The organism is Paenibacillus sp. D9, assembly GCF_001188365.1.
Taxonomy (GTDB): Bacteria; Bacillota; Bacilli; order Paenibacillales; family Paenibacillaceae; genus Paenibacillus_O; species Paenibacillus_O humicus.
In genome coordinates this window covers 3,364,034-3,377,107 of record NZ_JZEJ01000001.1, presented here as the reverse complement: position 1 = coordinate 3,377,107, position 13,074 = coordinate 3,364,034, and the positions used below count along the sequence as shown (strand labels likewise).

Here is a 13,074-nt window from a genome sequence, read left to right as displayed (position 1 = left end):
CGCGGCCGTCCTCCGATGCTCATCAGGGCTGCGCTCGGCGAGGTTGATTGAATCCGCTGCAAGGCGAAAATGATTTCATTTTATACATTCGGGAGGAATTGAAATGACAAAAGAACAGCTTCGCGTGCAAGCGGTCATTCTGGATTGGGCAGGGACGATGGTGGACTACGGAAGCCGGGCGCCGGTGGAGGCGTTCATCCGCCTGTTCGCGGAGCGGGGCGTAGAGGTATCCGACGAGGCGGTGCGCAAGCCGATGGGCCGCATGAAGCTGGATCATCTGCGCGACATCTGCGCGGATGACGAGGTGAAGCGGGCATGGAGGGCGCGTTATGGCGCCGATCCTGGCGAGCAGGACGTGCAGGAGATGTACCGGGAATTCGAGCCGATGCTGATGAGCACGCTGGACCGGTTCGCCGATCCTGTGCCGGGCGCTCTTGCCCTGCAGGACCGGCTGCGCGCCGCAGGCATCCGGATCGGGACGACGACCGGCTATACCCGCGAGATGATGGCGATCATCGAGCCTGCCGCGGCGGAGAAGGGTTATGCGCCGGATGCCGTCGTGACGCCCGACGAGATGCCCCGCGGGGGACGGCCGCATCCGTGGATGATTTTCCGCAACGCCGAGGTGCTCGGCATTTATCCGCTGTCCGCCTATGTCAAATGCGGCGACACGCCTGCGGATATGAGGGAAGGCCGCAACGCCGGCGTCTGGACGGTCGGAGTCGTCTTCGGCGGCAACGAGCTCGGCCTGTCGCAACCTGAGGCCGCCGCGCTGTCCGAGGACGAGCGGGAGCGCCGCTTCCGCGACATCGCGGCGAGTCTGGAGGCTGCCGGAGCGCATGCCGTCATCCGCGAGATCGGCGATCTGGACCGCTTCATCGAGACGGTCAACGAGCGGCTGGCGAAGGGGGAGCGTCCATGAACGCGGAAAGGCCGTATCTGCTGCTGACGCCGGGTCCGCTCTCCACGACCGCAACGGTGAAGGAAGCGATGCTGCGCGACTGGTGCACCTGGGACGACGAGTACAACGGCCTCGTCCAGTCCATCCGCGAGCGGCTGACGCTGCTCGCCGCTCCTTCGGCGCCGGAAGCCTACACCGCCGTCCTGATGCAGGGCAGCGGCACCTTCAGCGTGGAGGCTGCCGTCGGCACGGCGATGCCGCGCGATGGCGGACGCCTGCTCGTGGCGGCCAACGGCGCCTACGGCGAGCGGCTGGCGCAGATCGCGGAGACGCTCGGCATCGACACGGCCCGGCTCGGCTTCGGCGAAGTCAGCCCGGTTTCGCCGGAGCGGCTGGACGAAGCGCTTGCTGCCGATCCCGGCGTGACGCATGTCGCCATCGTCCACTGCGAGACGACGACCGGCATCCTGAATCCGCTGGGCGAGCTGGCTGCCGTTGTCATGCGGCATGGACGGGAATTCATCGTCGATGCCATGAGCAGCTTCGGCGGCATTCCGCTCGATGCCGCCGAGCTCGGCATCGACTGGCTGATCAGCAGCAGCAACAAATGCATCCAGGGCGTGCCGGGCTTCGGCTTTGTCATCGCCCGCCGCGCCGTGCTGGAGCGCTGCGGCGGCCATGCCCGCTCGCTGTCGCTCGATCTGCATGACCAGTGGGCGACGATGGAGAAGGGCGGCGGCAAATGGCGCTTCACCTCTCCGACCCACGTCGTGCGGGCTTTTGACCAGGCGCTGCGGGAATTGGATGAGGAGGGCGGCATCGAGGCGCGCCATCAGCGTTATGTCCGTACGCAGCGGGCGCTCACCGAAGGCATGGAAGCTGCAGGCTTCGCGCCGCTGCTGCCCGCGGAGCTGCAGTCTCCGATCATTACCGCGTTTCTTTGCCCCGAGGGCTTTGAATTCCGGGAGTTCTACGGCTATCTCAAGCAAAGGGGGTACGTCATCTACCCCGGCAAAATTTCCGCCGCCGATACGTTCCGGATCGGCAGCATCGGCGATGTGCAGGCGGAGGATCTGAAGGAGCTGACCTGCGCCGCCGCAGCCTATATGGTTGAGCGGACAGAGCCGGCTTCCGGCGCCTAGAGGCTGATCCGGGGGATAGGGCGGCGGGAGCGAGAAAGGGCCAGACAGAGCAAGGGCAAAAAGAGCAGAAAGATATAGACAGAGCAAGACCGAGCAAGACAGAGAAAAAATAGAGCAAGAAAGAGCAAGGCGGAGAAAAATAGAGTAAGAAAGAGAAAGGCAGAGCAAGACACAGGGCAAGAAAGAGAAAATAAGCTGGATAGGGCCGGATAAATCAGTTGAAATGTACCAGGCAAGAGCAGGGGAGAATGGCTGTCCGAGCATATTCTCATTCGGGCTTCACAAATCCGTCGCTCCGAGGTACGGTTAAGAGAAACGAGCCTGGACAGGGAGATTTTCGCCCGCAGGCTGGACTTAGAGGGGGGAGCAGCCATTTCGCTGGCGGGTGAGGAACGGAAACAGATGATCGTGAACCTGCTGCAGCTGCAGGGCAAGGTGCGCACGCCGGAGCTGGTGGCCAAGCTCGAAGTGTCGAGCGAGACCGTACGCCGCTATCTGGAGGAGCTGGAGCAGGAGAACCGGCTCAAGCGGGTGTACGGCGGAGCCGTGAAGGTGAACGTCGAGCGGGAAGAGCCGGCGTACGTCAAGCGCGAGGTGCTGCAGGCGGAGGAGAAGCGGCGGATCGGGCATGCCGCGGCGGCGCTAATCCAGGACAAGGACGTCATCATTCTGGATGACGGCACGACAACCGTTCAGATGATCGACATGCTGGTGCTGAAAAAACAGCTGACCGTGCTGGTGACGTCCATCCATGCGCTGAATCTGCTGCTGAGCTACAAGAACCGCGGCGTCTTCGACGGGGAGATCGTCTTTGTCGGCGGCCGCGTCAACAGCCGGCATTACCGCACGAGCGGCACGCTGGCGATGCATTTCATGGCCAACTTCCACGTGGACAAAGCCTTCATCGTAGCCGACGGCTTGCAGCTCGACGGCGGCGTCACCTGCTTCGAGGACGACCGGGCGATGCTGGGGCGAGTGTTCCTCAAGCAGGCGAAGCAGAGCATCGTGCTGGCGGATCATGCCAAGGTCGGCAGCATCTACTACTGCCGCACTTGCGGATTGGAGGAGATCGATATCGTCGTCAGCGATATCGCCCCTCCCATGGAATGGGCGCCGTCTCTGGAGGAGAAGGACGTGCACTGGATCGTGGCGGATTAGGAGAGATAGCCTGGCTGGGAACAGCCGGGCTTTTTAATCTTTTCGGGGCCAGCGCCGGACAAGGGAGGAAGCTGCTGGTAAAATAGGGAAAAAAGCGGACGGAGAGATTGCATTGGCTCTAAAATTGGCTTGCCTGCATGCGCATGAATCCAATATCGGGTATATCCAAGGGATCGCGCCTCGGGGATTCGTCCTGGAGCATTACGTCGATCCCGGCCTGCTCGCCCGCATCGGAAGGGATCCCGGCTTCGCCAGAGACGGGGCCGGCGACAGGGTGCTGGAGCAGCTGGAATGGATGGCTGCGGCGGGAGCGGATGTCATCCTGATTACCTGCACCAACTATATCGCGCTGCTTGACGATTCCCGTCTGCCAGCCGGACTGCCGGCCGTACTCAAGATCGATGAACCCTTTTTCGAGGAAGTCTGCCGAATCAGGCAGCCGCAGCTGCTGCTGTTCAGCAACCCGGCCACAGTAGAAGGAACGATGGCGAGGCTGCAAGCCTATGCGGAGGCTTCCTCCTGCACGACGCCGGATGTCCGCGCGGAGGTCGTCCCGGAGCTGTTCAGCCTGATCATGGCCGGACGGAAAAAGGACTATGAGGATGCGGTAACCGCTCATCTCATCCGGAAGGCGGAGTCCGATCCCCGGCTGGCTGTATCCGTCGCCCAGCTGTCGATGGCCGGAGCGGCCGAGAGGGCCGGGCTGGAGACGGGCAGGCAGATCGGCGATCCTCTCCGACCGCTTGCTAGAGCGCTGGAGATGTTGGCCGCGACCTGACAAAAACGAAAAAGCCCCTTGCCGGAACAAGCTGGCGCCGCGACCCTTTGAGGGTGCCGCGGCCCGGCTTGGTCCGGAGGGGCTTCTTTTATGCGGCTGGACGAAGGGAATCAGCTTCCCTCGATGCGCTCCAGCTCCTTGTGCACGATCGGAGCGACCTTCGTCCCGAGCAGCTCGATGGCCTTCAGCACTTCGCGATGCGGCATCGTGCTGACGTCCACATGCAGGAAGAAGCGGTCGAGGCCGAGGTTCTTGCGCAGCAGCACGATCTTCTCCGCAACGAACTCGGGGTCGCCGACATACAGCGCGCCCCTCAGAGTGCGGGACTGGTCGTAGGCGGCGCGGTCGTAGCCGGCCCAGCCGCGTTCTTTGCCGATGGCGCTCATCTGCGCCTGGTTATGAGGGAAGAAAGCATCGGCGGCTCCCTGCGTCGTATCGCCGACGAAGCCGTGCGAGTGCGTGGCGACCCGCAGCTTCGAGAGATCATGGCCGGCCTGGGCGGCGGCGCGGCGATAGAGATCAACCAGCGGGGCGAATCTTTCCGGCATGCCGCCGATGATCGCGAAAACGACGGGCAGGCCGAGCACGCCTGCGCGAATGGCGGATTCCGGGTTGCCCCCGGTAGCGATCCAGACCGGCAGCGGCTCCTGCACCGCCCGCGGGTACACGCCCTGGTTGTCGATGGCCGGGCGATGGCCGCCTGGCCAGCTTACTTTTTCCGACTGCCGGATGTTCAGCAGCAGCTCCAGCTTCTCGTCGAACAGCTCGTTGTAATCATCCAGGCTGTAGCCGAACAAGGGGAACGACTCGATGAACGAGCCCCGCCCCGCCATGATTTCGGCACGTCCGTTCGAAAGGCCGTCGAGAGTGGAAAACTGCTGGTAGACGCGGACGGGATCGTCCGAGGACAAAACCGTGACGGCGCTGGTCAGGCGGATCTTCTTGGTCAGGGGCGCCGCAGCGGCAAGCACCACGGCCGGAGCGCTGCCCGCATAATCAGGCCGGTGATGCTCTCCGATGCCGTAGACGTCCAGACCGGCCTGCTCGGCGACGACGATCTCCTCGACCGCGTTGCGCAGACGCTGGGCGTGACTGATCGTCGGGCCTGCAGTCGAGGCTGGCATAGCCTCCAAAAACGTGCTGATTCCAAGTTCCATCTTTCTCGGTGAAGCGGACATAAGAATAGGCCTCCTTTAAGTCTATTCATTGTACTAAATTATCTATTGTTTCTCAACTTTAGTAAGCAAAATGAAAGAGCTTTTAAGGGGCATATCCGACTCGGAAGGCATAGGTATAAGGATGCCCTTTTTCTTTTCCCTTTATTTTGGAAGAGGGGATGAATGGCCGGGAAGAGCTTGGAACGCAACCAAAACACGGGTTTTGTGAAGAAAAACTTCGGATGAATCCACATAAGAGCCAAAACAATACAAATCATTCATATTCGCTTTACGTTCCATTGAACAACCAACGCTAATGTAGGAAGGGAGAGCGAAGCCGAAGCGAAGGGGAGAAAAGACCATGAAGAAACAATGGCTGTTGACAGCGGCGATGCTCGCCGCATTCACCTGGGTAGCAGCATGCGGCAACGGAACCGGCGGCGGAGGAACGGTATCGGAAGGCTCGTCCGGCGGCACGCAGGCCAAGCAGGGCAAGGCAGGCTCCGAGCTGCTCGTCTACACGGCGCTTGAGGACGATCAGATCAAGGAATATCTCCAAACATGGGACGAGCAGCACCCCGACATCAAGATCAACATCATCCGGGATTCGACCGGCATCATAACGGCCCGCCTGCTGGCGGAGAAGGACAACCCGCAGGCGGATGTCGTCTGGGGAACGGCGGCGACCAGCCTGCTCGTGCTCGACCAGAACGACATGCTGGAGCCTTATTCGCCGACGGGCATGGAGCGCATTCAGACGACCTTCAAGGATGACAGGGAGTCTGCCCATTGGGTCGGCATCGATGCATGGGAAACGGCCTTCGCCGTCAACAAGACGGAGATGGAGAAGAAGGGGCTGGCGATTCCGAGATCGTACGAGGATCTGCTGAAGCCGGAATACAAAGGTCTGATCACGATGCCGAACCCTGCTTCCTCGGGCACGGGCTTCCTGACCGTCTCCGGCCTGATCCAGCTGATGGGCGCCGACAAAGCATGGGCTTACATGGACAAGCTCAACGAGAACATCGCCATGTACGTGCACTCCGGCTCCAAGCCGGCCAAGATGGCGGGAACGGGCGAGTACCCAATCGGAATTTCCTTCGGCTACCGGGTCATCTCCGAGCAGGACAAGGGAACGCCGGTTGAAGCCGTCTTTCCTGCGGAGGGCTCCGGCTGGGACGTCGAAGCCAATGCCCTGATCAAGAAGCCGAACATCAACCCGGCCGCCAAGGAGTTTCTGGATTGGGCCATCACGGACGACGCGATGAAGGAGTACAAGAAAAACTATCCCATTACGGCCGTGAAGGACGAGTCGGGCGAGCTTCCGGCCGGTTATGCCAAAAACCCGGTCGATCAGCTTATCAAATATGACCTGCAGGCAGCGGCCAAGGATCGCGACGAGATTCTGATGGAATGGACCAGGCGCTACGACGGCAAAAGCGAGCCGAAAAGCTGAAGCTGAAGCGCTGAAGAGCTGAAGAGCTGAAATGCTGAGAAGAAAGCGAGCCGAAAAGCTGAGCCGAAAAAGCTGAGCCGAAAGCTGAACTGGAAAGCTGAGCCGAAAAGCTGAGCCGAAAAAGCTGAGTTGAAAAGCTGAGCCGAAAAGCTGAGCCGAAAAAGCTGAGTTGAAAAGCTGAGCCGAAAAAGCTGAGCCGAAAAAGTTGGATAGTGAAAACGGGGATGGCCTGCCGGCCTATCCCCATTTATTTGTTTGGCGCGCTGCTCACCCAAGCAGCTCCGGCCGCAGCCTGCCCGCAAGACGGCGAGTAGCCTGGGCAGGGTCGATATCATAGACGATCAGCTCGTCGACTTCGGGCGATGCCGAGGCAAGCGTTTCACCGGCAGGGGAGATCAGGCTGGTGACGACCTGCTGACCTTTCAAGGCGAAATTGACGCTCGCGAAGTAAATTTGGTTCTCCCCGCTGCGGCAAGCCATGGCGCCTATGTAGAATTCAGGGTTGGGCACCGCGGGAGTGAACTGGGGATGAAAGACGATATCCGCTCCTCGGCGCGCGGCCCAGCGGACGGTCTCGGGATACCTCCACCCCTCATGGCAGATGACGATGCCGAACTTGAGCCCTTCGATCTCGAACAGCGTTCTTCCAACGCCGGGGTTGTAACCGAATGGCTCTTCGTCCGGATCGAGCTGATTTTTGGTCTGGCGTCCAAGAAGCTCGCCATCGGCGGAAATGACAAATGCCGCCAGCTCCATGCCTCCCTCGCCCCTCCATTCCGTAGGCAGAACTACCGCGATCCGGCGGCTGGCGGCCAGCTCGCAGACGCGCTTCAGCACAGCCTGCATGGCCTCGTGATCATAGGGCTCAACATCGAAGCCGACCCCTCTCAGCCCCGGAAGGACTGCCTCCGGAAAACAGACGATGGCGCTTCCCTGATCTGCAGCCTGGCTTATTCCTCGGGCTATGAGATCTTCTCCATCCACTAGAGACTTGGGAAAGCGGGTTTGGGCGAGTGCGATTCGGACGAGATTCTTTTCCATTCGGTATCCATCCCCTTTTTCTTCTATTGTAAGATGTCTCCAAGCAGCCTGCATAGGCTTTTCTGGAAAAGGATGTCGGAACACAACCAACGGGGTCAAGTAGAGAAAGCAAGGAAAATGAAGCCGAAAGTTAACGAATGCAGCACAAAATCGAAGACAGATACGGAAGCCGAAAACGAAACATGAACTCACCGTTTACAGATGGGATCAGAAAACAGAAGAGAAGAATGGTATCAGAAAACAGAAGAGAAGTTAGAAAAACGGAACTGGAGACAAGAAAACGCCTATGAGATCACAAATATGATGCCAATGATGCCTGCGCGCCTCGGTTGTGCTTCTAAATCAAACGGGGAAATGCCAATTAACCGATATCGGACATAGGATCCGTTATTTGAGCGAGAATGAGCCTTCATGGGCGATTATCGGACATCAGATCCGTTATTTCTGTAAAATCTACCTCTATGCGGATAAAAAATGGGGAATAGCGGATCGTATGTCCGATAAATCTGAATTAGCCTTCAAATGGGTCAAATAGCGGAACGTATGTCCGATAAATCCGGAATGGCCTGTATCGGCGGACAGTGGGAGGAACCGGCGAGGCCTGAAATCGGCGAAAGCGGAACTTATGCCCGTAAAGAAGGATAGCCTGAAATCGGCGAAAGCGGAACTTATGCCCGTAAAGCCGGGAGCCTGTAAGCTTATGCCCGTAAAGCCGGGAGCCTGTAAGCTTTCGAGAACGGAACTTATGCCCGTAAAGCCGGATGGCCTGTAAGCGGTGAAAGCGGAGCTTATGCCCGTAAAGCCGGAAGCCTGTAAGCTTCGAGATCGGAATTTATGTCCGTATAGCCGAATGGCCTGATTGGCGAAAAGCGGGACACTACCCGTACCCGGAAGGTCTGTAAGAAGTGAAAGCAGATGCATACCGTAAATCCGGGATGGCCTGTAATCGGCGAAAGGCTGAGCCGCTTGAGCGGCTCAGCCTTTGTCATTGCGCGGGCGAATCCCGGCAAGTGCGAGTATGAAGGCGGCGGCAGCCACGGAAGCCATTACTCCCAGGAGCAAAGGCGCGGACTGCTTCATGAGCAGCGAAGCGACGGGCGGGCCTGCGGCCACGCCGATAAATCTCATGCTGCTGTACAGCGAGCTGATGGTCCCGCGCTCCTCCTTGTCGATGCCTTCGGTAATGAAGGCATCGAGGCAGGGCAAGCCGGCACCGATGCCAAGGCCTGCGCCGGACAGCAGGGCGATGCGGATGGAGGTCGCCTCCCAGAACAGGCAGGCGGCGATGCTGGCCGCGCAGAGGAGGAACCCTCCGGTGACGGTCCATTTCATCACTTTTTTATGCTCGCCGATCCATTTTCCCGCAGCATAAGAAGCAGCGCACAGAACGGCCAAAGGAATCGCGAGCACAAGGCCTTTCAGGATGCCCTTCATGTGATGGCTTTTTTCCAGCGTTTCCGACAGGTAGAACAGCAGCCCAAATAAAATGAACATCGAAAAGCAGCCTACGACGAACAAAGCCGTCAGCCATCCCGCCTTGCTTCGGTAAAGGTTCCAAACGCCGCTCAAAAATTTGCCCGGAGGCGGAGGCGCTGCTGCTTCCTCGCCCTGCTTGGGCGGAACCTTGACCAGGAACAGCACAAGGATAATGGAGAGCGCGCAAAGAATAGGCACGGACCAGAACGGCGCCTGCCAGGCAAGAAGGGCGAGAGCCGATCCGAGAATCGGGCTGAGCACCTTGCCGAATGTGTTGGAGGTTTCGATCAGCCCGAGTCCCGCGCTGACCTGCTGCTCGCTCCGGAACATGTCCCCGACCAGAGGGAGGACGATCGGCATGGCGCCGGCAGCGCCGATTCCCTGCAGCACTCTTCCCGCCAAAATGATGCCGTAACCCCCTGGCTGGAGACTGCCGGCCCAGCCGCATACAGCGCCTCCCGCCCCGGCCAGGATCAGCGAGGGAATGATGACCTTCTTGCGGCCGATGCGGTCGGATAGATATCCGGCGATCGGAATCAGAATGATGGCCATCACGGAGTAGACCGTGATGATGAGGCTTGCCTGCAAAGGCGTGATGCCGAGCGCCGTTTCGATGGCGGGCAGCACGGGAATAAGCATGGAATTGCCCAGCGTCATGATCAAAGGAACGGATGAGAGGGCGAGAAGGGCGGCTGTGCGGCTGTCATCGGCTTTTTTGTGGGATGGCTGAGGCTCCCTGCCAACGAACTTTCCGCGCGGCCGCTTTATCCCTCCGCCCGATACGGCGGCGGAACCGCCGCGTTTATCTGGTTTCACTCCTGCCGTCACCCTTCTCTCGCGTAATGTACTCGAGCGCCGGAAAAGCGTCCTTGGGTAGGATTCGCCCCGGCCGGGAGTTTCATACCCGGTAAAGAAAAAGGACGGAATCCGCCTGCTTGCAGCGGAGTGAAAGGAGCCTTTCTGCCGAGGAGCGGATCAATCGGCTTGCAGCAAGAATGAAATCATCCTGCCTGCTGCGGAAACTGAAGCTCGTACAGATGGCGATAGCGGCCGCCCTGCTCCATGAGCTCCTCGTGGGTGCCGCTTTGAACGATGCGTCCTTGCTCCATGACGACGATGAGATCGGCTCTGCGGACGGTGGAGAGGCGGTGAGCGATGACGAGGCTTGTTCTTCCGGACAAAAGGGTTTCCAACGCTGCTTGGATGAGCTGTTCGGATTCCGTATCCAGAGATGCCGTCGCTTCGTCGAGGATGATGACTTTGGGGTCGGCAAGCAGCGCCCTGGCGATGGAAAGCCGCTGCTTCTGCCCGCCGGAGAGGCGGACGCCTCTCTCTCCGACTTCCGTATCGTAACCGTCCGGAAGCTCCTCGATGAACGGATGCGCGTAGGCCGCCTGCGCGGCGCTGATCATTTCCTCCTCGGCGGCCCCGGGCTTGCCGTAGGTCAGATTGGCCCGCACGGAGCCGTTGCGGAGCATGACATCCTGCGAGACGATCGCGATCTGACGGCGCAGGGAAGCCTGGGTCACATCGCGGATGTCGGTTCCGTCGATCGTGATCCGCCCTCGGGTTGCGTCATAATAGCGCATGACGAGATGGGCTGCCGTCGTTTTGCCCGCGCCCGAAGAGCCGACTAGGGCGGTCGTTTTGCCCGGGGCCAGCGTCAGGTTGAATTCATGCAGCACATCGGAGGAGGAGGAAGAGTAGCGGAACGAAACCTGCTCGAACGCGATTTCTCCGCCTGCGAGCCTAAGCTCGCCCGCATCGGGCCGGTCCTTGACGTCGGGAACGGCCGACATCGTCTCCATGATGCGGTCATAGGCCGCCGCGGACTGCTGCACGGTGCTCATAAGGCGGCTGAAGCGCCGGACCGGGTTTTGGAGCAGCCGCAAGTAGCTGAGGTAGGCGATGACGGAGCCGGCGGTCATATCGCCCCGCATCGCTTGCCAGGAGCCGAAGGCGAGCACGAAAGCCATGCCGGCGTATTGAAGCAGGTCGATCATGGGACTGAAAATCGCGCTGAAGCGGGTGGAGCGGAGATTGGCGTCCCGGTTGTCGGCGCTCAAGCGGGCGAATACAGCGCTTTCGCGTTCTTCGGCGGAGAACGACTTGACGAGCCGGATGGAAGAGAGCGTGTCCTGCAGATGGCTGCTCATCTCCGCCACGGTTTCCTGGACCCGGCGGAAGGTGCGGCGCATCCGTCCGCCGTAGCGGCGGGCCGTCAGGAACATGACGGGAAACAAAGCCAGGAGCGCGACGGTCATCTGCGCATTCTCCAGCAGCATGTAACCGGCAATGGCGATGAATGTGACGGCGTCGGTCAGGATGCCCATCGTTCCGGAGCTGACCATTTGCTGCAGCTGGTTGACATCGCTCGTCATGCGGGACATCAGGTCGCCCGTGCGGCGGCGGTCGTAGAAGCCGAGATCGAGGCTCTGCAAATGGCGGTACAGGCGGTTGCGGATCTCGAAGACGGTCTGCTGGCCGGCTTTGCTGAACGTGTAGCTGCTGATATAGCCGAATACGCCGAGCAGCACCGCCGTCCCCAAGACGGCTCCTGCGATCGGCAGCAGCTGGCCGTAGAGCTTGCCGGGAATGACATGGTCGACCGCATACTGGGTGAGCTTCGGAATGACGAATTGCAGGGCGGCGACGGCGGCCATGGACAGCCAAGCGGCCAAAAGCAGCGGCCATTGTCCTTTGACATGCAGGAACAGGCGCTTGAACATCGGCCACAGCGGAGCTTTATCGGGTTCGGGCGCGGCATGGGATCTCATGCTGATTCCTCCGGGCACAGATGGATCTGCGTAATGGTGGATAAAACATAGGCATAGGGACAGCAGGGGCTGGCGATATTGCGGATCAGGCATTCCCTGAAGCCCGCTGCGCTTGGTCAATGAATAATGCCGCTTGCGCGGGCTTTGGCCGCAAGGCTCTCGGCGACTCTTCCTAGCGGCTTCTTCAGCATCAGGCCGGCGAGCAGCGCGATGACGCCGAAGAGCAGCAGCATCGACAAATCTCTGCGCGCGGCTTCCGGGAGAATGCCTCCGACCGTTTCGCGCATGAGGCCGACGGCATAGGTGAAAGGCAGAAAAGGATAAAATGCCCGGAAGATCGGCGCCGTGACCTGCACCGGGAACGTGCCGCCGGAGCCGGCGAGCTGCAGCACGAGCAGGACGATGGCGGCAGCTTTGCCGACATTGCCGAGAACGGATACGAGCGTATAGACGATAAGCATGAACACGGTGCTGATGAGCAGCCCCGACAGCACGAACAAGACCGGCGACGCGGGGCGTACGCCGAGCAGCAGGATGTCTCCGAGCGTGACGAGCAGCGACTGCAGCAGGCCGATCGCCCAGAAGGTGAGGAAGCGGCCGAGATAGGCATGCTGGACTGCCGCATCTCGGTGGACATCCAAGCTGAGCATGGAGACGAGCAGCAGCGCGCCGACCCACAGCGAGAGCACGGTGAAAAACGGCGTCATCGCCGTTCCGTAATTCGCGATCGGGAACAGCGAATGCTGCTTCAGCTCGATCGGGCGGGCCAGGAATTCGGCTTTTTGGACGTAATTGCTCTTGAGCAGCTCGATGGCTTCGCCGAGATTGCCTTTCTTGCGAAGCTCACGGAGCTTGGCCGCGAGGTCTCGAATCCGCTTTTCGGCCTCCGGCAGCCGACTCTGGAAGGCATCGAGCTTGCTCTGGCCGAATGCGATGCCTTTGGCGGCATCCTGGAGCAGTCCGGTCACGGCGGGCAGCTCGGCATGCGCCCGCTTCAGGGCGTCGCTGGCTTCTGCGGCGGCCTTTTGCGCCGCCTTCACCCCTGCAGCGACACGCGGCGCGAGCTCGCTGTCGTAGCGGCCGAGGAGGTCGGCGGCGATGCGCCCGGCCTCCCCGGCCCCTTGCCGCAGCTGCTCGGCAAGCCCGGCTGCCGGCTGCCGCCCGGCCGCCAGCGCCTCGCCTGCGGCG

The 13,074-nt window shown here is 60.5% G+C and carries 10 protein-coding genes; 5 read left to right on the top strand and 5 right to left on the bottom strand.

What is annotated here, in order from left to right; genetic code table 11:
- The first annotated feature begins 103 nt into the window (after window positions 1–103).
- The 4 genes from phnX (at window position 104) to VE23_RS15205 (ending at window position 3,979) form a co-directional block, all read left to right on the top strand.
- On the top strand, window positions 104–922 hold the full coding sequence (gene phnX, locus VE23_RS15220) for a phosphonoacetaldehyde hydrolase (protein WP_049868440.1): 819 nt from the start codon (window positions 104–106) through the stop codon (window positions 920–922).
- The gene (gene phnW, locus VE23_RS15215; protein ID WP_049868439.1) at window positions 919–2,043 is read left to right on the top strand and encodes a 2-aminoethylphosphonate--pyruvate transaminase; all 1,125 of its coding nucleotides are present in this window, start codon (window positions 919–921) and stop codon (window positions 2,041–2,043) included. Before phnX ends, phnW begins: the two co-directional genes overlap by 4 nt.
- Window positions 2,044–2,415: 372 nt before the next feature.
- A complete protein-coding gene (locus VE23_RS15210; RefSeq protein WP_049868438.1) occupies window positions 2,416–3,201 on the top strand; it encodes a DeoR/GlpR family DNA-binding transcription regulator in 786 nt (261 codons plus the stop codon).
- A 112-nt stretch (window positions 3,202–3,313) separates the two neighbouring features.
- Window positions 3,314–3,979: a hypothetical protein gene (locus VE23_RS15205; RefSeq protein ID WP_049868437.1), complete on the top strand. Its 666-nt coding sequence runs from the start codon at window positions 3,314–3,316 to the stop codon at window positions 3,977–3,979.
- 110 nt (window positions 3,980–4,089) lie between these two features.
- Here VE23_RS15205 and VE23_RS15200 read toward each other — a convergent pair whose 3' ends face one another.
- Entirely contained in the window at window positions 4,090–5,157 is a 1,068-nt protein-coding gene (locus tag VE23_RS15200; RefSeq protein WP_048747592.1) for an LLM class flavin-dependent oxidoreductase, read from the bottom strand.
- Window positions 5,158–5,497: 340 nt separating this feature from the next.
- Between VE23_RS15200 and VE23_RS15195 the strand changes: the two genes are divergently transcribed.
- Window positions 5,498–6,592, top strand: a complete 1,095-nt coding sequence (locus VE23_RS15195; protein WP_049868436.1) for a putative 2-aminoethylphosphonate ABC transporter substrate-binding protein — start codon at window positions 5,498–5,500, stop codon at window positions 6,590–6,592.
- A 267-nt stretch (window positions 6,593–6,859) separates the two neighbouring features.
- On the opposite strand, the gene VE23_RS15190 is transcribed toward VE23_RS15195, so the two are convergent.
- The 4 genes from VE23_RS15190 to VE23_RS15175 all read right to left on the bottom strand — a co-directional run.
- The gene (locus VE23_RS15190; RefSeq protein WP_048747617.1) at window positions 6,860–7,633 is read right to left on the bottom strand and encodes a carbon-nitrogen hydrolase family protein; all 774 of its coding nucleotides are present in this window, start codon (window positions 7,631–7,633) and stop codon (window positions 6,860–6,862) included.
- 975 nt (window positions 7,634–8,608) lie between these two features.
- Entirely contained in the window at window positions 8,609–9,925 is a 1,317-nt protein-coding gene (locus VE23_RS15185; protein ID WP_232313136.1) for an MFS transporter, read from the bottom strand.
- Between the two features lie 185 nt (window positions 9,926–10,110).
- Window positions 10,111–11,886, bottom strand: coding sequence for an ABC transporter ATP-binding protein (locus tag VE23_RS15180; RefSeq protein WP_049868435.1), 1,776 nt, complete (start codon window positions 11,884–11,886; stop codon window positions 10,111–10,113).
- 116 nt (window positions 11,887–12,002) lie between these two features.
- The coding region (locus VE23_RS15175) for a YhgE/Pip family protein (RefSeq protein WP_198156180.1) at window positions 12,003–13,074 on the bottom strand (1,072 nt) is incomplete at its 5' end.